This is a genomic window from Streptomyces sp. NPDC058864 (assembly GCF_042742985.1).
Lineage (GTDB): Bacteria > Actinomycetota > Actinomycetes > Streptomycetales > Streptomycetaceae > Actinacidiphila.
In genome coordinates this window covers 1-20,892 of record NZ_JBHYMQ010000103.1, presented here as the reverse complement: position 1 = coordinate 20,892, position 20,892 = coordinate 1, and the positions used below count along the sequence as shown (strand labels likewise).

Genomic DNA, 20,892 nt, shown 5'->3' with positions numbered 1-20,892 from the left:
CATCACCCGCAGCCGTCTCGGACGCCTCACCCGCCAAGGCTTCCTCACCCAGCCCGGACGAGGCCGCTACCAGAAACGGACTTAACGACCTCTGACAACCAGCCCGACCCAGGATGCAGTTGCCACGATGCCCTGCCTCCAGCCGGTCGCAATCAGCGCGGGGGGCCGGTGATAGCGGGCGCAGCGAGGCCAGGACGTGGGTGGAGTCGGTGCGCTGCCGACCGCCAGTACGCAACAACCCGAGCTCGGGGCACCTGGCCAGGACCAGGTCCAGAACGTGCACCTCGAGTCCGTGTCCGATCAGCCGGGCGCGGAAGTCGCTCAGGACGGAGAAATCAAACCCCGGGTCGTCCAGCTCCAGGCCGAGCAGGAACTTCCAGTCGATACGGGCCCGCACCTGGTCAGCGGCCTGCCGATCGGTGAGCCCTTCGGCGTATTGCAGCACCGACACCAGCACCAGCGCCCCAGGTGAAACAGCCGGCCGCCCCGTGACGAAAAGGCCTAGGCGAAAGATCGGCAAACAACGGACCGAGCGCCTCACGCACGCGGACGGCCAGTGTCCCCTTGCGGAACGACGCCCGCACGACCCGAGCGGTCAGCTCCGGCACCCCACGCTCGTCGCGGGACTCCAGCGACACCCAGCCCCACCCTTCGCTCCGTCGAGCAGAACGACCATGCCAACCCCAGCAAGCCGACGAGACCGTTTTACAGGTTCCCCAACGCAGTCCTGACCGCCCGGGTTCTTCGCCAGAATCCGCTGAACCGCACGGTACGACCGGCCCCGCGGCGCCTCGCGCGTCGCGGGGCCCGCCTGCCCCGGATCCGGGCCGCCCCCGTCCTACGATCGGGGCGTACGCGTGCCCGTCGCCCGCCGTCCGCCGTCCGCGCCCGCCCCGGGGAGGCCCCGTGACCACCGCCCACGACCCGCTCGCCGTGCGCGCGCAGGTGCGCGCCTTCGCCCTCACGCTGCCCGGCGCGGTGGAGGAGTTCCCTTGGGGCGAGAGCGTCGTCAAGGTCAACAGGAAGGTCTTCGTCTTCCTCGGCGCCGGCGACGGCAGCCACCCGCCCGGCATCAACGTCAAGCTCAAGGACCCGCAGCTGCACGAGCACGCCTTGTCGGTCCCCGGCGCCCAGCCCTCCGGTTACGGCCTCGGCGCGGCAGGCTGGGTCTCCGTCCCCCTCACCGGGGAGGCGCCCGCCACGGAGGTGCTGTGCGACTGGGTGGAGGAGAGCTACCGCGTGGTCGCCCCGAAGCGGCTCGTCACGGAGCTGGACGGCCGCTAGGCTCCGTCGTCGCGCCGATCACGGCCGCGGTCTCCGCGTCGAGGGGATAAGGCCGCTCCCGCGGCAGCAGCGCCGCGGCGGCCTCGCGGTCACCGGAGCGCACGAGCTCGTGGACGCGGTGGGCGAGCCCGGTGACGTCCCGGATCCGGACGATCCAGTGGTCGGCGTAGTCGCGCGTGGCCCGGCCGGTGAGCCCGAGCTGCAGCGACCGGTACGGCAGTGCGCGCAGCGCGAGGTCGCGCTCCGGGTCCCACTGGACACGGACCTGCGTGGCGCGCACGCGCTCGGCCCAGGTCCCGCGGTCGGGGTACACCGAACGGTCGAAGTGCGACAGGCAGGCCTGACGGAGCGCCGAGTCGAAGCCCTCGCGGCTGATGTCGAGGGCGAGCACCCGCTCCTGCCCCTCCTTCCGGGCCCAGCCGCTGCGGTACATCATCCACAGGAAGGACGGCTTGATCCACGTCATCCGGGTGCGGCTCCAGCTCTCCGGGAAGCGGCCGTGGAGCGCCGCGTGATCACCGATGCCGGGACGGTACGCCTGATAGACCGTCACGCTGTCGCCGGTGTGCGCGGCCCTGATCATCCGGTACGGCATCTCGGTGTTCTCCATGATGCGGGCATCCTGCCCACCGCGGCCCGCCGGCCGCCACGGGTTTTCCCCGTCCGCGTCTCCCCCGGTCCGCCCCGACGGCGGGCCGCGCCATGCGGCCCACCGGGACTTCGCCTAGCCTGGAATCCCGAGCCGACATCAGCACGAGGGGCCCGGTGAACTGCACCGCACCCGGGTGGGAGGTATGCGGTGGGCACTGTCTCCTTTCTGATCGTCATCGTCATCGTCACGGCTCTCGCCTTCGACTTCACCAACGGGTTCCACGACACGGCCAACTCCATGGCCACGTCGATCGCCACCGGCGCGCTCGCGCCCCGGGTGGCGGTGGCGGTGGCCGGCGTGCTGAACCTGCTGGGCGCGTTCCTGTCCACGGAGGTCGCCAGGACGATCTCCAACGGCATCGTCGACGACGCCAAGGTGTCCGCCGTGATGATCTTCGCCGGGCTGGTGGGCGCCATCCTGTGGAACCTCGTGACCTGGTTGCTCGGCCTGCCCTCCAGTTCCTCGCACGCGCTGTTCGGCGGGCTCATCGGCGCGGTCTGGGTGGGTGCCGGCACGTCCGCGGTCAACGCGGGCGAGGTCCTGGAGAAGATCGTGATCCCCGCGATCGCCTCGCCGGTCGTGGCCTGCGTGGTGGCGATGCTCGCCACCTACCTGGCCTACGTGATCACCAGACGCACCCGGGGCAACGCGGTGAAACGCGGCTTCCGGGCGGGCCAGGTGGGCTCCGCCTCGCTCGTGGCGCTCGCCCACGGCACCAACGACGCGCAGAAGACGATGGGGGTCATCACGCTGACGCTCATCTCGGGGGGACTGCTCGCGCCCGGTTCCGGTCCGCCGTGGTGGGTGGTGCTGAGCGCCGGGCTGGCCATCGCGCTCGGCACGTACGTGGGCGGCTGGCGGATCATCCGCACCATGGGCAAGGGGCTGACGGACATCGAGGCCCCGCAGGGCTTCGCCGCGGAGAGCAGCGCGGCCTCCGTGATCCTCGCGTCCTCCCACCTGGGCTTCGCGCTGTCCACCACCCAGGTCTGCACCGGCAGCATCCTGGGCGCCGGCCTGGGCCGCAAACTCGCCCAGGTGCGCTGGGGGGTCGCCGGGCGGATCGCCGTGTCCTGGGTGCTCACGCTCCCGGCGGCGGCGGCCGTGGGCGGGGTGGCGGCCTGGGTCGCGGACCACGGCGACCTCGGCGTCGCGCTCGTGGCGGGCGTGGCGGTCGCCGCCGCCGCGGGCTTCTACCTCCTGTCGCGCCGCCGTCCGGTCAACGCGGACAACGTCAACGACTCCCGGCCGGATGTGCAGGAACCGAGCGCCGCCGGCCAGTCGGCCGGGTGACGGTCAGGAGCGGATGCGCATGGACATCGAATGGGGCAACCTCGGCGCCGTGTTCGGGGCCAGCCTCGGCATCACGATCGCCCTGGTGGTGATGTTCTCGCTGGGCGTCGCCGCGTGGGGCCGCGCCGGCAGCGGCCCTCGCGACGGGCAGCCGCGCGACGGCCAGGAGAAGGCGGCCCTGGCCGTGGCGGCCGTGTGCTTCGCGGCGTGCCTGGCGGTTGCGGCGTACGGGATCGACCTGCTCGTCCCGGGCTGAGGCGGGCGGGTCCGGCCGCCCGCTACCGCGGGTAGACCTGGAACGCCACCGCCGGACGGTCCCCGAAGCCCCGCGCCGCGAGGTCCATGTTGCGGCCGAGGAATTCGCGCGCGTAGTCGGCCGGTTCCCGGTCGGTGAGCGCCCGGATGTACGCCTGGTGCTCGGCGAGGGAGGCGACGGCCCGCTCGACGTCGGCGTCGGCGACCTCGACCGCGTGCGTGGGGTACGGCGATCCGGCGACCGCCGCCCACCGGACGCCGCCCCAGGGCTCCAGGCCCTCGTCCCGGGTGAGTTCGGGGAAGATCCACCGGTTGCCGGCGTCACCCGCGGCGTCGAGGGCGGCCCGGCCGACGGCCCGGTGGTCCGGGGTGTTCCAGACCGTGCCGCCCCAGGTGTCGTGGTGGTTGAACGTGATCAGCAGCTCGGGGCGGTGCCGGCGGATCGCGGCGGCGATCTCGCGACGCAGGGCCGGGCCCTCCTCGATGACGCCGTCGCGGTGCTCCAGGAACTCCACGGTCCGCACGCCGACCGCCTTCGCGCTCGCGCGCTGCTCGGCCTCCCGTATTCGTGCCGCGTCCTCGGGAGGTATGCCGTCGATGCCGGCCTCGCCGCGGGTCGCCAGCAGGTAGCCGATCTCGCGGCCCGCCTCCGTCCAGCGGGCGATGGCCGCGGCGGCGCCGTACTCCAGGTCGTCCGGGTGGGCGACGACGGCGAGCGCCCGCTGCCAGTCCTCGGGCATGGTGTCGAGGTGCTGCTCGGGCACGGGGGCCGCCTCCTTGGATCCGGTCGGGCGTCGGGGCCCTGATCATGGCACGCGCGCCCCCCGCCCCCTTTCGCGACCCCGGCGGCCCTGCTCGAGGCGGCCTGTCCCGCGGCCCTGTCGGCTGCGGAGCGGCTCCCGTGGGCACACGTGCTTCGCCATCGCGTGGTGGCCGCCGGTCGCGGCCGTCCTGGACAGCACCGGTCCGAGGACGGAGTCGCGGGCGAGCGCACCGACGAGCAGGGGCCGCAAGCGGCCGCGGCCGTACGCCGTCGCGGGCCGGCTCCCCAGCCCGTACACCGCCGGCAGGATCATGGCCGGGTGCGGGCCGGCACTCGCCGGGTCGGAGCTCGCCGGGTCGGACGCCCGGCCGGCCGTGCCGGTCAGGCCGGGTTGCCGTCCGGCGCCGTGGCGGGTGCGGGCAGGGGCGTGACGGTGCCGCCCTCGTTCCCGACGCGCTCCGGAGGCGGGGCGGTGGAGGCCTGCGCGGCAGTGTGCTTCTTCTCGACGACCTTCTCCGCGGTCTTGCCACCGAAGTAGAAGCCCACCATCACGATCATGAAGGTGTTGAAGCTGCCGTAGACGTCGTCGAGGAAGCCGGACGTGTCGGCCATCGCCCGCGCGACCTCGTTGTTGAACGAGGCCGCGACGAAACCGAAGTAGAGGACCGTGAAGGCGGACATCACGGCGGTGCGCACGTCGCGGGAGTCGGTGAAGAGCACCAGGAAGGTGCACAGGCTCATGGCGGGCAGCGCCACGGACAACCCGGCGATGCCGATGTCCTGCCCGAAGAACCAGAAGGTGGAGGCCACGCCCAGCGCGAGCAGCAGCACGTTCACGACCACGAGCAGCAGGCCCACCTGCCAGTTGATCCGGCCGTCGCCTATGCGGCCGGAGAACTTGTCCGGCGGCCTCTCCCCGTTCACGGCGCTCAGGCTACACCGGGGTCCTTCGAAGTGGGTTCCTCCGCAAGGCGTTTGATGGCCGACAGCCGGGCGTCCCAGCGGGCGGCGACGCGGTCCATCCACCGCGCCGCCGCCACCAGCCGCTCGGGGCGTACGGCGTACCGCATCTCGCGGCCCGTGCGCCGGCCGGCGACCAGTCCCGCGTGGTCCAGCACGGTCAGGTGCTTGACGATCGCCTGGCGGGACACGGGGAGTTCGGCCGCGAGCACGGTGGCGGTGGCGTCGCCGTGCTCTGCGATGGCGTCGAGGATGCGCCGCCGCATCGGGTCGGCCAGCGCGGCGAACACGTCCTCCTCCTCGCCGCTGGTGGGGGTCTGCGTCATGCGGGCAGCTTCTCCACGTACGCGGCGAGTCCGGCCGTGACCTCCACCCAGCCCTGCGAGTGGCTCTCGTGGCCGGCGTAGGGGACGCGCTCCTCGGGGATGTCGAGGGCCGCGAAGCCGCTCTCGACCACCCGCAGCCGGGTACCGTCCCCGTCGGGGGTGAGGGTGAACTCGACCAGGGTGGAGTTGTCCTCCGCGGCCTCCGCGCCGGGGAAGGCGGTGGCCCAGCGGTACGCGAAGTAGCGCGGCGGCTCCACGCCCACGACGCGGCTGGGGTAGACGCCGAAGCCGTGGTCGATCTCGAAGGCGCCGCCCGGTCGCAGGTCGACGTCCGCTGGCGCACCGCTGCCGCCGAGATCCGCGCCGAACCAGCGGCCGATGTGTTCCGGCCGGGTCAGGACGTCCCACACGCGCTCGACCGGCGCCGCGATGCTGATCTCCCGCTCGATCCGGTCCGGGGTCTGGGTGCTCATGGTGGTTCCTCCGTCGCTGGACAGCATTACGTGCAACTCCAGGGTTGCACGTGAAGACGCGTCGCGCAACCAAAGGGTTGCACGTTGCGGGGTTCCGTCCGGATCAGTCGGCGAGCAACGCCCCCCGCAGGGCGGTGAGCAGGGCGTCGTCCGTGCCGAGCCGCGCGCGGGCGTACCCCTCGACGGAACCGTGCTCGGCGGTCAGCCCGGCGAGGAAGATGCGCATCGCGTCGGCGGGCGCCCTCCCCCAGCCGGACCACCGCAGGCTCCGCTCCGGGTTGGCCGCCGTCCAGTCCGCGAGCAGCCGGGCGGTCGCCAGCTCGCTCAGCGCGTAGTCGGCGACGACGTCCTCCTCCGGTACCCCCAGCAGCCCGAGCACCAGCGCCGCCAGCAGTCCCGTGCGGTCCTTGCCCGCCGCGCAGTGGAAGACCAGCGGTCCGCTGCCGTCCGCGGCGATCAGCTCCAGCGCCCGCGCCAGTTCCTCGACGCCGTCGGAGGCGACCTCCGCGTGCAGCCGCGCGTAGAAGGCGGTCGTCTCGACCTCCGGCCCGAACGCGGTCTGGTCGACGGGCCGGTGCTCGATGCTCAGGTTGTGGTACGCGACCCCGGTGGCCTCCGGGACGCGCCCCTTGGCCTCGATCTCGAAGGGGTAGCGCAGGTCGATGACCGTGCGCACCCCGAGGGCGGCGAACCGCTCCAGATCCGCGCCCCCGAGCTTCGAGAGCGCGTCGGAGCGGTAGAGCCGTCCCCAGCGGACCGCGCGGCCGTCGGCCGTGCGGTAGCCGCCCAGGTCACGGAAGTTGTGCAGTCGGTCGAACGCGATGTGTCTCCCCATGGGGGGACCTTACGGGGCGGCCGTCCCGCTTCAGAAGATCCCCTGACCGGGGACGAGGATGCCCCGGGGGTCGTAGCGCCGCCTGGCCGCCGCCAGCGCGGGCCACGCGGAGCCGAAGTGGGTCCGCCAGTCGGCACGGCCGAACGGCACGGAGCCGACCGGGTACTGCGTGCCGCCGGCCGCCCGGGTGGCCTCGAACGCGGCCCGGTTGGCGGCCAGGAGACGGTCGATCGTCGCGCTGTCCTGCGGCGGGGTGGTGCGCAGCACGGCGAGCAGGTACGGGACCGGGTCCCGGCCGGTCCGCAGCAGCGGCCGGTGCAGACGTTCGCGCAGCAGCGGGTAGAGCAGCACGACGCCGGGGCCGAGGTCGTCGGGCGTGAGCGCGTCGAGGATGCCCCCGGCCACGGCGGCCGCCTTGTCGCCGGGGATGAGCAGGTTGAGCCAGGGGTGGGCGAAGTCCCACAGGCCGGCGGCCTTGAGCGCCGCGACCGAGGCCGCGAGCCGGTCGAGGAAGTCGAAGTAGCCGAGGTCCTCGGTCTGCACGCCCGCGGTGTCGTGGCGCAGCCCGGCCAGCAGCGCGGCGTCGTCGGGCGCGGGGTCGTAGGAGACGGCCTCCAGGACGTAGCCGCGGAAGGCGCCGTTCGCGTCCGGGACGACCTGGCCCTCCACGTAGCCGAACCGGCCGTCGGTGACCAGCAGCCGCTGGTCGGCGAGGAAGGTGCCGAGGTCGTGGTACGGCAGAAGGTAGTGCCGGACCGTCGTCGGGGCCTTCACCAGCCGCAGCGTGGCCGAGACGATGACGGCGCACTGGCCCAGGCCCGCCAGCACCGCCTCGAACAGGTCCCCGTGCCGCGACGGGGAGCAGCGCACCAGCTCGCCCGCGCCGGTGACGACCTGCAGTTCGGTGACGTTGTCGACCTGCGCGCCGTGGTGGTGGCTCTGGCCGCCGAGCCCGCCCACGGACAGCGTGCCGCCGACGGAGAGTTCGAGGTAGTCGGTGAAGACGGGCGGCGTGAGGCCGTGCGCCAGGGTGGCCCTGGTGACGTCGCTCCACTTGGCCCCGGCGCCGACCGTGACGGTACGGCTGTGCGCCGTGACCGGGCCGATCCCCGCCAGCGGCGTTGTCTCGACGACGAGCCCGCCGTCCACCTGCGCCTGGCCGGACGTCGCGTGGCCCTGGCCGCGCGGTGCCACCTTCAGGCCGTGCCTGTTGCAGAAGCGCACCATGGCGACGACGTCGTCCACCGACCCCGGGCGCAGCACCGCGACGGGCCTGCGGTGCACAATGTGCCCGAAGTCGTCCGCGGCGGCGCCGAGCGAGGCGTCGTCGGTGAGCAGCGTGCCGTCCAGGTGGGGCAGCCCCACCAGCGTGCCGTCCGCCCGGTCCTCGGCGGTCGCGGCCACGGCCCAACCGCGGCCCACGGGGTCGAATCCGACGACCACGGCACCCGCGGCCGTGGCCACCGTCCGCAACATCGCACGCCTGGAAGGGAGTCGGGACATGCGCGTTCCCCCTGAACGGGTCGGTGGGCACTGCAACAGTGCGGGATTCTAGGCCTGCTGTCCCCCCGTCAACAGGGACTCGTGGAATCCCGTGGGGCCACCGGCGACGCTAACCCGGCCGCATGCCGGGCGGCCCGCCGGGCGGGCCGCCCGGGTGATCATCCGAGCGCCTTCCACCGGGAGTCGGTCGCCGCCTTCACGAGGGCGTCCATGCTGACGGCAGGCTTCTGCCGGGTGATGGGCCGGTGGTAGCCGTCGGAGTTGAACGCCGTCACCACGACCCTCAGCCCGTCGGGACGGATGGTGTCGGCGGCCCACCGCACGATGCCGACGCCGCCCTTGTCGCCCCCGTCGCGGCGCGTGACCAGCTTCGTCCCGTCGGGGAGGACGGTCGCGCCGGCGTAGAGCGAGTCGTCGACAAGGTCGGCCTGGTACGGCTGGAAGTCGACCTCGACGAAGGTGGCCCCCTGGCCGTCGTCCACGGTCAGGTGGACGTACCCGCCGCTCTGTCCCGGCGGCACCGTGATCTTGAGCCCCTGGGGCAGGAGCTTCCGCAGCAGCTTCAGGATGTGCTCGGCGCTCGGCCCCCCGGCCTCCGAGCCCGGCTCCCCGTTCGACGCCGGAAGCTCCGGCACGGATTCCAGGAAGGGCCCCCACTGCGAGGACCGCGCGAGGATGCCGAGCTGGGACGCGGTCAGGGGCGGCTCCTCCCGGCTCTGCTTCTTCGCCTTCTCCTCGGCCGCGTTCCACTCGGTGACCATGACCTGCCGGCCGTCGGCGCCGGTGACGGTGGCGCGCCAGTTCTTGGGGCCCTTGCGGTCGTCCTGGTATTCCCAGCCCTTGACGACCAGCAGGGTCGCCTTGCCGGGGAGCGGGGTGCGCTCGCACGTCGTGCCCGGCTTCATCAGCGCGAGGTCCGGACAGGTCACGCCCTCACCGGGCTCGACGCGGCTCAGGCCGACGGAGATCGTCGAAGCGCCGTGACCATCGTCCCAGACGACCTCGGCATAGGGGGACGTCTCCACGTCCGAGGCCCGCCTGCTGAGGATCCGGCCCTTGGGGAGCAGGTGCTCGAGGGCGCCGAGCAACGTGCCGTCGTCGGCGCCCTTGTCCCGGTCCTCGGACGGACGCGTGGGGTCGGGGCTGCTCGTCGTCGCCGGGCCCACGTCCCTGGCGCTGCCGCCGGGTACGACCAGGGCGGCGGTCACGCCCGCCGCCGCCACGGCGGCGACGGTGCCCGCGACGGCGGCCGTGCGGCGGCGGTGGGCGCTGCGGCCCTGTGCGAGGCCGGCCGCGACGAGGGCGCGGCTGTCGGTGCTGAAGGTGTCGCCGGTGCGGCGCAGCGCGGCGCCGAGGTCGTCTTCGAAGGGCATGGTGGACCACCGTCCGGAGGAGAGGTCGGAACTCGAAAGGGGAAGGGGAAGCCGGTGGGGGGAGGTCAGTGGGCGGAGGCGAGTTCCGCGAGGCTGTCGCCGAGCAGTTCGCGGAGCTTGGCGAGGGCCCGGGCCGACCGGGTGCGCACGGCGCCGGAGCTGACCCGCATCGCGTCGGCGGTCTCCTCGATGCTGCGGTCCTCCCAGTAGCGCAGGACCACGACCGCGCGGTCCTTCGGCGCCAGCCGGGCGAGGGCGTCGAGGAGCGTGAGCCGCAGCAGTGCGGTGTCGCTGTCGGAGTCGTAGGCGCTCGCGGGCAGGTCGGGGAGCTCGCCCGTGGGGGACTCCCCGCTGCTGCGCCGCCGCTTGTGCGTGAGGAAGGTGCGGACGAGCACGGTCTGCGCGTAGCCGGCCGGATTGCCGACACGCGAGACCCGCCGCCAGGTGACGTACATCTTGCCGAGGGTCTCCTGCACGAGGTCCTCCGCGAGGTGGGTGTCACCGCCGGTGAGCAGGCAGGCGGAGCGGAAGAGGTGTGCAGCGCGGGTCGCCGCGAAGTCCAGGTAGTCCTTCGTACGGTCCTCGTGCATGCCCCACCCCGTTGTCGTTCGGCGTCGCCTTCACCTCACTGACGTCGTGGGGGTGCGGAAATGTTGCACCGCCACAGCAGGAGCACGGGAAACAGCAGCGGCAGCGCCGCCAGGGCGAACAGCGGCCCCGGGCCGGACCAGTGGGAGCCCAGGGCCCAGCAGCCGAAGAGCACCAGTGACACGGCCTCGGAGCCCAGGCCCGCCAGGGAGGTGACCGTCGCGCGGGTGCGGTCGGTGATGCGCTCCTGGAGGCCGGCGTCGGCGGCCGCGGTCGACCAGTCGAGGAGGCCGAAGGCCAGGGCCACCAGGGCCAGGCCCGCCGGGTGCGCGCCGGCCGCACCCGCGGCCAGGCACACCGCGGCGACGGCCGGTGCGAGCGGGGCCCAGCGCGTACCGCGGCCGGCGAGCCAGCCGCCGGCCGTGGCTCCCGCGGTCACCAGGAGTACGAGCAGCGGGACGAAGGACGGCCGCACGCCGGTGGCCTGCGCGAGCAGCGGAACGTACTCGTCCAGCGCGGTCGCGCCGGCCAGCAGGGAGACGACGGCCACCATGCGCCCGGCGCCGGGGGTGTGCCGGGCCTGGGCGAGGGCCTCGCGCAGCAGCCCGGCGTACGAGGCCGCGCCGCCGCCCTCGTCCGCGCCGGCACCGCGTGCGCGGGGCTCCGGCAGCGCGAGGGCGGACAGGGCGGTCAGCACGGTCACCGCGACGCTGACCAGCCCGACCGCGCGATCGCCGCCGGCCGCGAGGAGCGGCCCCGCCAGAGCGGTCGCGGCCAGGGCCGCCGTGGTGCCGAGGGCCTGCGCGCGGCCGGTGAGGCGGGCGTACGCGCCGGGGGCGCCGACGCGGGTCAGCTCCTCGTGCACCAGCGCCTGCAGCGCCCCCGACCGCAGGGCGGAACCGGCGCCCCACAGCACGAACCCGGCGGCGAAGGAGGCATAGCAGGGCCACAGGGTCCACAGGGCGAAGCCCGCTCCGGCCAGCAGCGGCGCGAGGGTGAGCAGGGCACGCCGGGAGAAGCGGTCGGCCCACACGCCCGAGGGCACCTCGAGCAGGAACGCCGTGAGGGACCACACGGCGAACAGCGAGGAGATCCCCGCCTCGGACAGCCCGGCGTCCGCGAAGAGCACCGCGTACACCGGGTAGAGCGGGATCAGGTCCTCGAGGAAGGCGTAGGCGTAGAGCCTGCGCGCCAGTGGTGACTCGGGTGAGGATCAATGTCGCCATGTCATGGGACGAGCGTAGCCGGGTACGAACCGGATGAGGAGGCGTTTTCCATGCGCATGGGACGGAGCGGGAACGAGCCCCTGCGGGCTCGCAGCGCACTGCGGATGCGGCTCGCCCTCGCGGCCTTCGGGCTGGTCTGGGCGATCGCGGGAACGGTGCTCTTCGCCGACCTGGGGAGCACCGGGTGGGCGGTCTTCTTCGGTGTGCTGGCGCTCGCGGCGGGCGTCGACCTGGTGGTGGTCGTCCGGCACATCCGCCAGGGCCCGCACTGGCAGCCGGGCCGTGACGTCCCGCCCTACGAACCGCTCCGCAAACGCTGAGCGCACGGCCGGACACGCACGGGCAGGAAAACACCGAGGGCCTGGTGCTGGTGCACCGGGCCCTCGGTTTCAGTAGCGGGGACAGGATTTGAACCTGCGACCTCTGGGTTATGAGCCCAGCGAGCTACCGAGCTGCTCCACCCCGCGTCGGTGAACACCACCCTACGGGGTGTCGGCGCCAGGACCAAATCCATTTCCCGTCGGCCACCGCCGGCGGGGGATCCCGGCCATGACCGTGGCGGCCGCGACCGTGCCGGCCGGCGCGGCGACCGGGGCGGGCCAGACCGCCCAGGAGGAGTTGACGGCCGCGCCGAGCTGCAGCAGCACTAGCGCGAGGGTCACCGCGCCGGGAACGGGGACGATCACCCGCGCCTTGTCGCCGGGGACGGCGAACACCGTCGGCGGGCCGACGGGCACGACCACCGGGAGCGCGGCGAGCGGCCAGGAGTGCCCGGCCGGGGCCCACCGGGTCGCAATCCGGGCCACGAGTCCGTGGTGAAGCGGAGGGCGGAGGCGACCCGGCCGTCGGGCGCGCCGGTCCCGGAGGTCACGGCGTCACCCTGCCGCGGGCCGGACGCCCGGGAGCCCCGTAAATGCGTTGCCGGGGCCCCGGACCCGGCGTAGCTTCTGCCCCGGCCCTGTCACCGCCCGATTGGAGAAGGCCGTTGCTCTTCTGAGGTCAGGGACACCGTGCCCGCGGCGCCGAACCGGCGTCCGCGCGGGCCCGTGTGCGACCTCGGCCGTGAGCAGCCGCCTCCGTGCAGCGCCCGCCTTCCGGTGTCCCCGTGTGCCGACCCGTCGTCATTCACGAGCACCCCGGAGGACCACATGGGACATCCCGCCCTCTCCATCACCTGCACCGACCTCTCCTTCGCCTGGCCGGACGGCACCCCTGTGCTGGACGACTTCCAGCTCGCCGTCGGCCCCGGCCGTACCGGCCTGATCGGGCTCAACGGCTCCGGCAAGTCGACCCTGTTGAAGCTGGTCTCGGGCGAACTGACCCCCGTCGGCGGCACGGTGCGCGTCGCCGGCGAGATCGGGTACCTGCCTCAGGACGTCGTCCTCGACACCGCGCTGCGGGTGGACGAGGCCCTGGGCATCGCGGACGCACGGGCCGCCCTGCACGCCATCGAGGCCGGCGACGTGCGCGAGGAGCACTTCGCGGCGGTCGGCGACGACTGGGACGTCGAGGAGCGCGCCCGCGCCGGACTGGACGGCCTCGGGCTGGGCCACGTCGGCCTCGACCGGGTCGTCGGCGAACTGTCCGGCGGCGAGTGCGTCCTGCTGCGGCTGGCGGCCCTGCTGCTGCGCCGCCCCGACGTGCTGCTGCTCGACGAGCCGACCAACAACCTGGACCTGGAGGCCAGGCGGCGGCTCCACGAGGCGGTCGCGGGCTGGAACGGCGTGCTGGTGGTCGTCTCCCACGACCGCGAACTGCTCCGGCACGTCGACCGGATCGCCGAGCTGCGCGACGGCGGCGTCCGCTGGTACGGGGGCGGCATCGAGGCCTACGAGGAGACCCTGGCCGCCGAGCAGGAGGCCGCCGAGCGCATGCTGCGCGTCGCGGAGTCCGATGTGCGGCGGCAGAAGCGCGAACTGGCGGACGCCCACGTCAAACTGGCCCGCCGGGTGCGGTACGGGCAGAAGATGTACGACTCCAAGCGGGAGCCGCGCGCCGTGATGAAGCTGCGCAAGCGCAGCGCCGAGGTGTCGGCGGGCAAGCACCGCGTGCTGCACACCGAGCGGCTGGCGGAGGCGAAGGACCGGCTGGACGAGGCCGTCGAGGCGGTGCGGGACGACGACGAGATCCGCGTCGACCTGCCGCACACCGCGGTCCCGGCCGGCCGGACCGTGCTGACGCTGCGTGCGCTGCGGACGGCGTACGGGGCACCGGCCGGGGACCTGGAGCTGCGCGGCCCGGAACGGATCGCGCTGATCGGCCGGAACGGCGCCGGGAAGACGACGCTGCTGCGGACGATCACCGGCGAACTGCCCCCGGCGGCAGGCGAGGCGTGGGCGCACGTGCCGTTGCGCTTCCTGCCGCAGCGGCTGGACGTCCTGGACGACGAGCTGTCGGTCGTGGCCAACGTGGCGCGGTTCGCCCCGGAGGCGACGGGCAACCGCATCCGCGCGTCGCTGGCCCGCTTCCTGTTCCGCGGCGGGCGGGCCGACCAGGCGGCCGGTTCGCTGTCGGGCGGGGAGCGGTTCCGCGCCTCGCTCGCGTCGCTGATGCTCGCCCAGCCGGCGCCGCAGCTGCTCCTGCTGGACGAGCCGACGAACAGCCTGGACATGGCGAGCGTGCGGCAGTTGACGACGGCGCTGGCCTCCTACGAGGGGGCACTGGTCGTGGCGAGCCACGACCTGCCGTTCCTGCGGGGCATCGGCATCACGCGCTGGCTGCGGCTCGACGCGGACGGGCTGACCCGCGTCGAGCCGCTGTGACGGCTGCGGTGCCGCTCCGGCGGCGGGGCTCCCCCCGGTGCCCCGCCGCCGGTGTCCGTGGGCCGTTCTTCGGGCAGCGGCGTCAGCGGTACAGCTTGTTCACGGCGGTCCGGGTGGTCTTCTTGAAGGCCTTCAGCGGGACCCCGTCGAGGGTGCCCATCCGGCCCCACTCGACGACGGTGACGGTGCGGCCGTCGCGGCCGATGCCGTAGAGCCGGACGTTGTGCTCGGACTCGGGGGGCGCCACGTGCACGCCGTAGACGTGCGCGCCCTCCTCCACCGCGAGGGAGCCGAAGTCCTTCCAGTCGGCCTGTGAGCCCGGGTTCTGCTCCAGGAAGCGCGCGACGCAGCCCCGCACGGACTTGCGGAGCTTGGCGGCGAGGTCACGCGCGGCCTTGGTGTTCTTGGTCGTGAAGGTGACCTGCTGGGCGTTGGTGTCCAGTTCGGTCCAGAACGAGCGGTGGGAGACGCCCTTGCGGGGCAGGCCGCGCAGGGCGCAGGCGACGCCGCCCTCGGGAAGGCCGCTCTGGACCGGGTCGGTGTACCAGGGCGAGAGGGCGTACGGCGGCAGTTCCTTCGGCGCGAGGAACCTCGGCGCGGTGGGCGCGGCGGCCCCGGCCTCGGCGGAGCCGGCGGCGAGGAGCGAGGTGGCGGCGACCGTGGACATCACGGTCACGGCGGCGCGGCGGACGAGCGTGCGGTTCAAGGTGGTTCCCCCGTGGTCAGGTCGTGGACGGGACCGTCGCCGACCGGCGGCGGTGCTGCACCCCAGCCTGCGCGGCGCCGTCACGGCCCGGCAACAGCAGCGGCGGCTTCCGGGACGCCGGAACGCTTGCGCGTACCCTGGCCTGGGGGGACGTGAGCGCCCTGGAACGGGCGGCCGGGACACGGGAAGGCGTCGGGGGCGCGGGACATGGGTGGTACGGCAGCGGGCAGCGAGCACTTCGCCCGGAACTTACGCGAGCTGAAGGACCGTTCGGGTCTGAGCTACGGGCAGCTGGCGACCAGGTTGCACGTCAGTACGTCGACCCTGCACCGCTATTGCAACGGTGACGCGGTGCCGACCGACTACGCGGTCGTGGAGCGGCTGGCGCGGTTGTGCGGCGCGGGCCCGGAGGAGTTGGTCGAGCTGCACCGCCGGTGGGTGCTCGCGGACGCGGTCCGGCGCGTGGGCAACCGCGGTGGCGGCGGTTCGGGCGCCGAGCGCGACGCACAGGGCGACGGCAACGGGGAAGGCGACGGGGCGGGCGAGGCGGGCGGCGGCACGGACACCGCTGTCACCGGCCCCTCGGACCCGCGCGACCCCGAGGCGGCTCCGGCGACCGCCGCGGCGGCACTACCGGGTGAGGACAGGGGGGCTGTTCCCGAGGCGCCGGCCGAACTAGAACCGATCGGCTCCGTCCCGGCGCCGCGACGGCCGCGTTCCTGGCGCCGCCGCTTGTCCCGGCCCGCGGTCGCCGGATCGGTGGCCGCGCTCGTGCTCACCGGTGCCGCGCTGGCGATGACCAACGGCACCGGCGGCGGGGGTCCGTCGGCCCGCGGCGCCTCCTCCCCCTCGGCGCGCGCCGGCGGTGCGGTGAGCGCATCGCCCTCGCCGGACGCCACGCGCACGGCCCCGGCGTCACCCGGGGCGTCCCCTTCCGGGCGGCCCCCGTCCGCCGGCCCGTCGGCGAAGGACACGAAGGCCGTTCCGCGTTCACCCGGCGGCGGCACGGCCTCCCGCTCCCCGGTGCCGGCGCGGCCGCCGGCCTGGAGCGTGCGCTCGCACGTCTGGGAGAACGGCTGCAGTCACCGCTATCTCATCGACCGGCCCCCCGCGGATGTCCCTCCCCCGCCGGTCTCGCAGGACGCGCGCGCCTGGACCGCCGCCCTCGGCGCCGTGCACGGCGGCACGACCATCGTCGAGGCCACGATCCGGGGACGCGGGCCGGCGCCGGTGGTGGTGCAGGCCCTGCACATCCGGGTCGTCGATCGCCGCGAACCGCTGCGCTGGTCCTCGTACGCGATGGACAACGGCTGCGGCGGAGCGCTGACCCCCGCCGAGTACGCGGTGGACCTCGACGCGGACCGTCCGCAGCCGCGGCCGCGGGACGGCAGCGACAGCGAGCACACCCTCCCCGCGGTCCGTCTCCCCTACCAGGTCACCGAACAGGACCCGCTGGTGCTCAGGGTGCACGCCCGCACGGTGCGCTGCGACTGCGAGTGGTTCCTGGAGCTGGAGTGGACCGCCGGCGGCCCGACGGAAACGGTCCGCATCGACGACGGCGGTCGCCCCTTCCGGACCAGCGGCGTCAAGGGCCGCCCCGAGTACGGCTACTGGTCCTCGGCCGGCTGGACCCGGAACTAGACCGTGTCCCCCGCGCCCGGCCCCGGACGCACGGAGAGGGTCCCCACCCTCCCCGTGCAGGGTGGGGACCCTCTCCCCCGTTTCCGCTCGGCCGCCTTCCTCGCGGTCAGAGGCCGAACGGCCAGATGAAGCCCTTGTTCATGGTGATGAGCACGACCAGGACCATCAGGTCGGCCGCGCCGAGGACCAGGCCGGCGATCGCCCGGACGGGACGCCGGGTGCCCCGGACGAGCGCGACGCCGCCGAGGATCAGGGCGAAGGGGCCGAGCACGATGTTGAAGGCCAGCAGGCCGATCAGGCCCAGCACGAACGCGGCGACGGCCATGCCGTCGGAGCCGTCCGAGCCCGACCGGGCTTCCTTGGCGCGCAGTTCGCGCTCACGGGCGGGTACGTAGGAGTCCATTGGGTGGGTTCCCCCCTGGGAGACGTGGGGTCAGCGGTGGCGGTGGTGCCCGACGCGCTCGCGGACGTAGAACGTGAGCAGCCAGGCACCGACCACGCCCGCGGCGACGAAGAAGACGGGGAGCGGGGTGTACGAGACGGTGCCCAGGAGGATCCCCATGGCGACCAGGACGACGAGGAGGGTCACGGACGGTGCCTTTCTCGGTTGCCGGATGGCACTGCGGGCTGCGGAGGTCACAACTCAGTGAACAACTGGAATAACAGTTGTTCACTGAGCGGGAAGTCTACTCTCGCGTAACTCAGCGAACGGTTGTTTACTGGATGACATGAGTCACACCCTCGGGGCCCGCGAGGCCCAGAAGCAGCAGACCCGGCGGGCCCTGCTGGACGCGGGCCTGCGCCTGCTGGAGAACCAGAGCCTCAGCAGCCTGGGACTGCGCGAGGTCACCCGCGAAGTGGGCGTCGCGCCCGCCGGGTTCTACCGGCACTTCCGCGACATGGGGGACCTCGGGGTGGCCCTGGTCGCCGAATCGCTGGGCAGTCTGCACGCCATGATCCGGGCGATCCTGGCCGAGCAGGACGACGCCGAGGAGGTCATCGCCCACTCCGTCCGCCTGATCACCCTGCATGTGCGCGACCACCGGCCGCACATCCGCTTCATCGCCCGCGAGCGGCACGGCGGGGTGCAGGCCGTCCGCGAGGCCATCGCGGCCGAACTCTCGCTCTTCGCCGACGAGGTGGCCGCGGCACTGGGCGCGCAGTCCGTCTCGCGCGGCTGGGCGTCCGGGGACGTGCGCATGCTCGCCGAGCTGTACGTGGACCGGATGCTGACGACGGCGATCGCCTTCATGGAGGCGCCGGCGGACGACACCGCGGCCGAGGGGCGGATCGCGGAGCGGGCCCGGAAGGAGCTTCACCTGATCCACATGGGCCGGCGGCACTGGCTGGACACCTGAGGGCGAATTGACACTTGCGTGGATTCGCCATCTAAGGTGATCACATGGCTTTCGCACTCTTTCGGCGCAATCGTACGGTCAACGGCAGCACGGGGCCCGGGCTGTTGCCACCGATCGCCGAGGGCGCGGGACTGATCAGCTGTCAGGTGCTCGACCCGGCGGGCCGACCGCTGGGCGGGGCCGAGGTCACCGTGTCCGACGCCCGCACCCACCGCCCGCGGGTGACGGCGACCAGCGACCCGTACGGGACCTTCCTCGCCACCCTGCCGCCCGGGCGCTACTCCGTGATGATCAGCGCGGACGGCATGCGGCCCTACAGGGGTACCGTGGAGATCGCCGCCGGGCTCCAGTCCCCCATCGGCGCGGTGCGGTTGGCACCGTCACCGGAGCTCGAGCTGCCGCCGCCGGGGACCTGGTTCTTCGACCCGCCGCACACGGCCGTCCGGTTCATCGCCAAGCACGTCGGCATGGCCCATGTGCACGGCCGCTTCGACCGCTTCACGGGCGGGATACGCGTCGCGGAGCGCATGGAGGACTCCCACGTCGAGATCACCATCGACGCCGCGAGCATCAACACCGGCAACCGCACCCGGGACAACCACCTGCGCTCGGGGGACTTCCTGGACGTGGCCGCCTACCCCTGGATCCGGTTCGCGAGCGACCGCTTCGTGCACCAGGGAGGCTCCCGGTGGGCCGTCCAGGGCCACCTCGGCATGCACGGCATCAGCCGCTCGGTGACCCTGGACACCGACTACCTGGGCCTGGCGACCGGCGGCTACGGCGAGGAACTGCGCTGCGCGGCCCTCGCCACCGCCGAACTGCACCGCGACGACTACACCCTCAACTGGCAGAGCATGCTGGCGCGGGGCATCGCGGTGGTGGGTCCGACCATCAAGCTGGAACTCGACGTCCAGGCCATGTTCTCCAGCCACGACACCCCGACACCGCCGGAGTAGCCGCCGCGCGGGTCCTCAGGCCGCGGACGGCACGGGAGTGATGACGGCGAACACCGCGCCCTGCGGGTCGACGACCTGGCCGAAGCGCCCGACCTCGGGCATGTCCATCGCGGGGACGCGGATCGTGCCGCCCGCCTGGACGGCCTTGGCCAGCGTCGCGTCGCAGTCGGCCACCGAGAAGTACGGCAGCCAGTGGGCACCGGCGCCCGCGGCGAGCATCTCCTCGTCGAGCTGCATGACGCCGCCGTGGGCATCGCTCTCGCCGCCGCCCGCCGGGGAGACCAAGGTGTAGACGTTGCCGGGCATCTGGGAGTCCTCGGTCTTCCAGTCGAAGACCGAGCGGTAGAAGGTCAGTGCCGCGGGCGCGTCCGTGGTGAAGAGCTCGGTCCAGTACAGCGAACCGGGCTCGTCGACCACGTCCAGGCCCTTGTTGGCGCCCGGCTGCCACACGCAGAAGCGGGCCCCGGTCGGGTCGGCGTACGCCGCCATCCTCCCGAGGTCGAAGACGTCCATGGGGGAGAACCGCACTCCGCCGCCGGCCTGCTCGACGGACTTGGTGGTGGCGTCGGCGTCGGCCGTCTGGAAGAACGGCTCCCAGCCCGCGGTCGTGACACCGGGTTCGTTGTTCGGTCCGACGCCGGCGACGGTGCGGTCGCCGATCCGGAACATGCCGTAGCCGCCCGCTTCCGGTCCGGCCGAGAGGAAGTCCCAGCCGAAGACCTCGCGGTAGTAGGCCACCGAGGCGTCGACGTCGGGGGTGCCCAGGTCGAGCCAGTTGGGCGCGCCGGGTACGTAGTTGGTGCTGAGCATGGTGGTGTGCTCCTTCGACGGGGGTGCTGTGCCCTGGTTGCTCACAGTCTTGCAGCGGGCACTGACAGTGGCCCCGCGCCCGCCCCGTGCCGCCCCGTCAGCCCTGCCGCGGCTGGCTGGTGATGACCGCGAACAGCGCGCCGAAGGGGTCCGCGAGGTGCGCGAAGCGGCCGACGCCCTCCGCGTGCCGGGGCGCCATGACGACCTTCCCGCCGAGCTGCTCCGCCGTGGCGACCACCGCGTCGGCGTCCTCGACCTCGAAGTAGGGCAGCCAGTGCGGAGTGACGCCCGCGTCCTTCATCTCGCCGGTGATCTCCACGATCCCGCCCAGGGACGCCTCCCGGCCGCCGCCCGAGGTCGACAGCACGGAGTACCTGGTGGTGCCGAGCGGTACGTCCTGCGCCTGCCATTCGAAGACCGCGGCGTAGAAGGCGCCGGCCGCGGCGGCGTCGGGCGCGTACAGCTCCGCCCACCCGAGGCTGCCCGGCTCGGTGACCACGTCGAGGCCCTTGGTGTCGCGCGGCTGCCACGCGGCGAACTCCGCTCCCCCGGGGTCCGTGAAGCCGGCCATCCGGCCGTTGGTGAAGACGTCGAAGGGCGCGAAGCGGACCGTGCCGCCGGCCTGCTCCACCGCTTTGGTGGTGGCGTCGGCGTCGGCGGTCTGGAAGTACAGCGTCCAGGAGGACCGCATGCCCTCCTCGCTGAGCGGCCCGAAGGCGGCCACGGTCTTCCCGCCGAGGCGGAAGAAGCCGTAGCCGCCGGCCTCGGGCCCGAGCGGCTGTGCGTCCCAGGAGAAGAGACCGGTGTAGAAGGAGACCGCCGCCGCCGGGTCCGGGCTGCCCAGGTCGATCCAGTTCGGGGCGCCGTTGACGTACTGGGTGGTGAGCATGGCGGTCTCCTTGGCCTGCGTGCGTGCCTGGTGCTGCCGTGGTCCCGGTGTCCGTCCTCAGTCTGGCACCGGTGCCCGGCGCGCGCCGGGCGGCGTCACTTCCCCTGGGTGAACGCGTCGTAGGCCTTGAGCACCTCGTCCGTCGGGCCGTCCATCCGCAGCGTGCCGTGCTCCAGCCAGATGGACCGGTCGCAGGTGTCGCGGATCGACTTGTTGTTGTGGCTGACCAGGAAGACCGT

24 protein-coding genes, 1 tRNA gene and 2 pseudogenes are annotated in these 20,892 nt (G+C 73.4%); 8 read left to right on the top strand and 19 right to left on the bottom strand.

Annotated elements, in window-relative coordinates; translation table 11 throughout:
* Nucleotides 1-169 precede the first annotated feature (169 nt).
* A pseudogene (locus tag ACFW3D_RS39465) lies at nucleotides 170-638 on the bottom strand (transposase); the annotation flags it as partial.
* A 268-nt stretch (nucleotides 639-906) separates the two neighbouring features.
* On the opposite strand from ACFW3D_RS39465, the gene ACFW3D_RS39460 reads away from it, so the two are divergent.
* Nucleotides 907-1,284 carry an MmcQ/YjbR family DNA-binding protein gene (locus ACFW3D_RS39460; RefSeq protein ID WP_500513019.1) on the top strand — a complete coding sequence of 126 codons (378 nt, stop codon included), beginning with the start codon at nucleotides 907-909 and terminating at the stop codon, nucleotides 1,282-1,284.
* Here the strand turns inward: ACFW3D_RS39460 and ACFW3D_RS39455 are convergent.
* A complete protein-coding gene (locus ACFW3D_RS39455; protein WP_500513017.1) occupies nucleotides 1,262-1,894 on the bottom strand; it encodes a DUF4291 domain-containing protein in 633 nt (210 codons plus the stop codon). The two genes, ACFW3D_RS39460 and ACFW3D_RS39455, sit on opposite strands and share 23 nt — an antisense overlap.
* Before the next feature lie 189 nt (nucleotides 1,895-2,083).
* Between ACFW3D_RS39455 and ACFW3D_RS39450 the strand changes: the two genes are divergently transcribed.
* The gene (locus tag ACFW3D_RS39450; protein WP_500513015.1) at nucleotides 2,084-3,229 is read left to right on the top strand and encodes an inorganic phosphate transporter; all 1,146 of its coding nucleotides are present in this window, start codon (nucleotides 2,084-2,086) and stop codon (nucleotides 3,227-3,229) included.
* A gap of 19 nt (nucleotides 3,230-3,248) precedes the next feature.
* On the top strand, nucleotides 3,249-3,485 hold the full coding sequence (locus ACFW3D_RS39445) for a hypothetical protein (RefSeq protein ID WP_500513013.1): 237 nt from the start codon (nucleotides 3,249-3,251) through the stop codon (nucleotides 3,483-3,485).
* 22 nt (nucleotides 3,486-3,507) lie between these two features.
* Here ACFW3D_RS39445 and ACFW3D_RS39440 read toward each other — a convergent pair whose 3' ends face one another.
* The 9 genes from ACFW3D_RS39440 to ACFW3D_RS39400 form a co-directional block, all read right to left on the bottom strand.
* Nucleotides 3,508-4,224 carry a PIG-L deacetylase family protein gene (locus ACFW3D_RS39440; RefSeq protein ID WP_500513021.1) on the bottom strand — a complete coding sequence of 239 codons (717 nt, stop codon included), beginning with the start codon at nucleotides 4,222-4,224 and terminating at the stop codon, nucleotides 3,508-3,510.
* Between the two features lie 404 nt (nucleotides 4,225-4,628).
* Complete coding sequence (locus ACFW3D_RS39435) at nucleotides 4,629-5,171, bottom strand: hypothetical protein (RefSeq protein ID WP_500513011.1); 543 nt, start codon at nucleotides 5,169-5,171, stop codon at nucleotides 4,629-4,631.
* A gap of 5 nt (nucleotides 5,172-5,176) precedes the next feature.
* Entirely contained in the window at nucleotides 5,177-5,533 is a 357-nt protein-coding gene (locus tag ACFW3D_RS39430; RefSeq protein ID WP_500513009.1) for an ArsR/SmtB family transcription factor, read from the bottom strand.
* Nucleotides 5,530-6,006, bottom strand: coding sequence for an SRPBCC family protein (locus tag ACFW3D_RS39425; RefSeq protein WP_500513007.1), 477 nt, complete (start codon nucleotides 6,004-6,006; stop codon nucleotides 5,530-5,532). The genes ACFW3D_RS39430 and ACFW3D_RS39425 overlap by 4 nt, the downstream gene beginning before the upstream one ends.
* 103 nt (nucleotides 6,007-6,109) lie before the next feature.
* The gene (locus tag ACFW3D_RS39420; RefSeq protein WP_500513005.1) at nucleotides 6,110-6,841 is read right to left on the bottom strand and encodes a tyrosine-protein phosphatase; all 732 of its coding nucleotides are present in this window, start codon (nucleotides 6,839-6,841) and stop codon (nucleotides 6,110-6,112) included.
* A gap of 30 nt (nucleotides 6,842-6,871) precedes the next feature.
* On the bottom strand, nucleotides 6,872-8,344 hold the full coding sequence (locus tag ACFW3D_RS39415; RefSeq protein WP_500513003.1) for an FAD-binding protein: 1,473 nt from the start codon (nucleotides 8,342-8,344) through the stop codon (nucleotides 6,872-6,874).
* Nucleotides 8,345-8,502: 158 nt separating this feature from the next.
* A complete protein-coding gene (locus tag ACFW3D_RS39410; RefSeq protein WP_500513001.1) occupies nucleotides 8,503-9,717 on the bottom strand; it encodes a hypothetical protein in 1,215 nt (404 codons plus the stop codon).
* 65 nt (nucleotides 9,718-9,782) lie between these two features.
* The gene (locus ACFW3D_RS39405; RefSeq protein ID WP_500512999.1) at nucleotides 9,783-10,307 is read right to left on the bottom strand and encodes a SigE family RNA polymerase sigma factor; all 525 of its coding nucleotides are present in this window, start codon (nucleotides 10,305-10,307) and stop codon (nucleotides 9,783-9,785) included.
* Nucleotides 10,308-10,342: 35 nt separating this feature from the next.
* Complete coding sequence (locus ACFW3D_RS39400; RefSeq protein WP_500512997.1) at nucleotides 10,343-11,443, bottom strand: MFS transporter; 1,101 nt, start codon at nucleotides 11,441-11,443, stop codon at nucleotides 10,343-10,345.
* A 138-nt stretch (nucleotides 11,444-11,581) separates the two neighbouring features.
* Between ACFW3D_RS39400 and ACFW3D_RS39395 the strand changes: the two genes are divergently transcribed.
* Nucleotides 11,582-11,851 (top strand): DUF6343 family protein, encoded by a 270-nt coding sequence (locus tag ACFW3D_RS39395; protein WP_500512995.1) that lies wholly within the window; start codon nucleotides 11,582-11,584, stop codon nucleotides 11,849-11,851.
* Between the two features lie 73 nt (nucleotides 11,852-11,924).
* Here the strand turns inward: ACFW3D_RS39395 and ACFW3D_RS39390 are convergent.
* Both ACFW3D_RS39390 and ACFW3D_RS39385 read right to left on the bottom strand, forming a co-directional pair.
* Nucleotides 11,925-11,998: transfer RNA gene (locus ACFW3D_RS39390), tRNA-Met, on the bottom strand.
* 15 nt (nucleotides 11,999-12,013) lie between these two features.
* Nucleotides 12,014-12,337 (bottom strand): hypothetical protein, encoded by a 324-nt coding sequence (locus tag ACFW3D_RS39385; protein ID WP_500512993.1) that lies wholly within the window; start codon nucleotides 12,335-12,337, stop codon nucleotides 12,014-12,016.
* 342 nt (nucleotides 12,338-12,679) lie between these two features.
* On the opposite strand from ACFW3D_RS39385, the gene ACFW3D_RS39380 reads away from it, so the two are divergent.
* Complete coding sequence (locus ACFW3D_RS39380; RefSeq protein ID WP_500512991.1) at nucleotides 12,680-14,293, top strand: ABC-F family ATP-binding cassette domain-containing protein; 1,614 nt, start codon at nucleotides 12,680-12,682, stop codon at nucleotides 14,291-14,293.
* Nucleotides 14,294-14,375: 82 nt separating this feature from the next.
* On the opposite strand, the gene ACFW3D_RS39375 is transcribed toward ACFW3D_RS39380, so the two are convergent.
* On the bottom strand, nucleotides 14,376-14,999 hold the full coding sequence (locus ACFW3D_RS39375) for a hypothetical protein (RefSeq protein WP_500512989.1): 624 nt from the start codon (nucleotides 14,997-14,999) through the stop codon (nucleotides 14,376-14,378).
* Between the two features lie 207 nt (nucleotides 15,000-15,206).
* On the opposite strand from ACFW3D_RS39375, the gene ACFW3D_RS39370 reads away from it, so the two are divergent.
* Nucleotides 15,207-16,640 carry a helix-turn-helix domain-containing protein gene (locus ACFW3D_RS39370; protein WP_500512987.1) on the top strand — a complete coding sequence of 478 codons (1,434 nt, stop codon included), beginning with the start codon at nucleotides 15,207-15,209 and terminating at the stop codon, nucleotides 16,638-16,640.
* Nucleotides 16,641-16,746: 106 nt separating this feature from the next.
* Here the strand turns inward: ACFW3D_RS39370 and ACFW3D_RS39365 are convergent, their stop codons facing one another.
* Both ACFW3D_RS39365 and ACFW3D_RS39360 read right to left on the bottom strand, forming a co-directional pair.
* The gene (locus tag ACFW3D_RS39365) at nucleotides 16,747-17,043 is read right to left on the bottom strand and encodes a DUF4190 domain-containing protein (protein ID WP_500512985.1); all 297 of its coding nucleotides are present in this window, start codon (nucleotides 17,041-17,043) and stop codon (nucleotides 16,747-16,749) included.
* Between the two features lie 30 nt (nucleotides 17,044-17,073).
* Nucleotides 17,074-17,229, bottom strand: a complete 156-nt coding sequence (locus tag ACFW3D_RS39360; protein ID WP_500512983.1) for a hypothetical protein — start codon at nucleotides 17,227-17,229, stop codon at nucleotides 17,074-17,076.
* Nucleotides 17,230-17,368: 139 nt separating this feature from the next.
* Between ACFW3D_RS39360 and ACFW3D_RS39355 the strand changes: the two genes are divergently transcribed.
* Together ACFW3D_RS39355 and ACFW3D_RS39350 are read left to right on the top strand one after the other, a co-directional pair.
* Complete coding sequence (locus ACFW3D_RS39355; RefSeq protein WP_500512981.1) at nucleotides 17,369-17,998, top strand: TetR family transcriptional regulator; 630 nt, start codon at nucleotides 17,369-17,371, stop codon at nucleotides 17,996-17,998.
* A 44-nt stretch (nucleotides 17,999-18,042) separates the two neighbouring features.
* Nucleotides 18,043-18,954, top strand: coding sequence for a YceI family protein (locus tag ACFW3D_RS39350; RefSeq protein ID WP_500512979.1), 912 nt, complete (start codon nucleotides 18,043-18,045; stop codon nucleotides 18,952-18,954).
* A 15-nt stretch (nucleotides 18,955-18,969) separates the two neighbouring features.
* Here the strand turns inward: ACFW3D_RS39350 and ACFW3D_RS39345 are convergent, their stop codons facing one another.
* From ACFW3D_RS39345 to ACFW3D_RS39335, 3 genes and pseudogenes are all read right to left on the bottom strand, one after another.
* A complete protein-coding gene (locus tag ACFW3D_RS39345) occupies nucleotides 18,970-19,764 on the bottom strand; it encodes a VOC family protein (RefSeq protein ID WP_500512977.1) in 795 nt (264 codons plus the stop codon).
* 97 nt (nucleotides 19,765-19,861) lie between these two features.
* Nucleotides 19,862-20,653, bottom strand: a complete 792-nt coding sequence (locus tag ACFW3D_RS39340; protein WP_500512975.1) for a VOC family protein — start codon at nucleotides 20,651-20,653, stop codon at nucleotides 19,862-19,864.
* Nucleotides 20,654-20,748: 95 nt separating this feature from the next.
* Nucleotides 20,749-20,892 (bottom strand): annotated as a pseudogene (locus ACFW3D_RS39335) (ABC transporter ATP-binding protein); the annotation flags it as partial.

What these genes read in the sequence shown, in the direction of transcription:
- ACFW3D_RS39355 (WP_500512981.1), top strand. Translation starts at nt 17,369, where the DNA reads ATGAGTCACACCCTCGGGGCCCGCGAGGCCCAGAAGCAGCAGACCCGG.
- ACFW3D_RS39425 (WP_500513007.1), bottom strand. Translation starts at nt 6,006, where the DNA reads ATGAGCACCCAGACCCCGGACCGGATCGAGCGGGAGATCAGCATCGCG.
- ACFW3D_RS39340 (WP_500512975.1), bottom strand. Translation starts at nt 20,653, where the DNA reads ATGCTCACCACCCAGTACGTCAACGGCGCCCCGAACTGGATCGACCTG.
- ACFW3D_RS39350 (WP_500512979.1), top strand. Translation starts at nt 18,043, where the DNA reads ATGGCTTTCGCACTCTTTCGGCGCAATCGTACGGTCAACGGCAGCACG.
- ACFW3D_RS39345 (WP_500512977.1), bottom strand. Translation starts at nt 19,764, where the DNA reads ATGCTCAGCACCAACTACGTACCCGGCGCGCCCAACTGGCTCGACCTG.
- ACFW3D_RS39415 (WP_500513003.1), bottom strand. Translation starts at nt 8,344, where the DNA reads ATGTCCCGACTCCCTTCCAGGCGTGCGATGTTGCGGACGGTGGCCACG.
- ACFW3D_RS39410 (WP_500513001.1), bottom strand. Translation starts at nt 9,717, where the DNA reads ATGCCCTTCGAAGACGACCTCGGCGCCGCGCTGCGCCGCACCGGCGAC.
- ACFW3D_RS39395 (WP_500512995.1), top strand. Translation starts at nt 11,582, where the DNA reads ATGCGCATGGGACGGAGCGGGAACGAGCCCCTGCGGGCTCGCAGCGCA.
- ACFW3D_RS39440 (WP_500513021.1), bottom strand. Translation starts at nt 4,224, where the DNA reads ATGCCCGAGGACTGGCAGCGGGCGCTCGCCGTCGTCGCCCACCCGGAC.
- ACFW3D_RS39455 (WP_500513017.1), bottom strand. Translation starts at nt 1,894, where the DNA reads ATGGAGAACACCGAGATGCCGTACCGGATGATCAGGGCCGCGCACACC.
- ACFW3D_RS39405 (WP_500512999.1), bottom strand. Translation starts at nt 10,307, where the DNA reads ATGCACGAGGACCGTACGAAGGACTACCTGGACTTCGCGGCGACCCGC.
- ACFW3D_RS39370 (WP_500512987.1), top strand. Translation starts at nt 15,207, where the DNA reads ATGGGTGGTACGGCAGCGGGCAGCGAGCACTTCGCCCGGAACTTACGC.
- ACFW3D_RS39445 (WP_500513013.1), top strand. Translation starts at nt 3,249, where the DNA reads ATGGACATCGAATGGGGCAACCTCGGCGCCGTGTTCGGGGCCAGCCTC.
- ACFW3D_RS39380 (WP_500512991.1), top strand. Translation starts at nt 12,680, where the DNA reads ATGGGACATCCCGCCCTCTCCATCACCTGCACCGACCTCTCCTTCGCC.
- ACFW3D_RS39365 (WP_500512985.1), bottom strand. Translation starts at nt 17,043, where the DNA reads ATGGACTCCTACGTACCCGCCCGTGAGCGCGAACTGCGCGCCAAGGAA.
- ACFW3D_RS39430 (WP_500513009.1), bottom strand. Translation starts at nt 5,533, where the DNA reads ATGACGCAGACCCCCACCAGCGGCGAGGAGGAGGACGTGTTCGCCGCG.
- ACFW3D_RS39420 (WP_500513005.1), bottom strand. Translation starts at nt 6,841, where the DNA reads ATGGGGAGACACATCGCGTTCGACCGACTGCACAACTTCCGTGACCTG.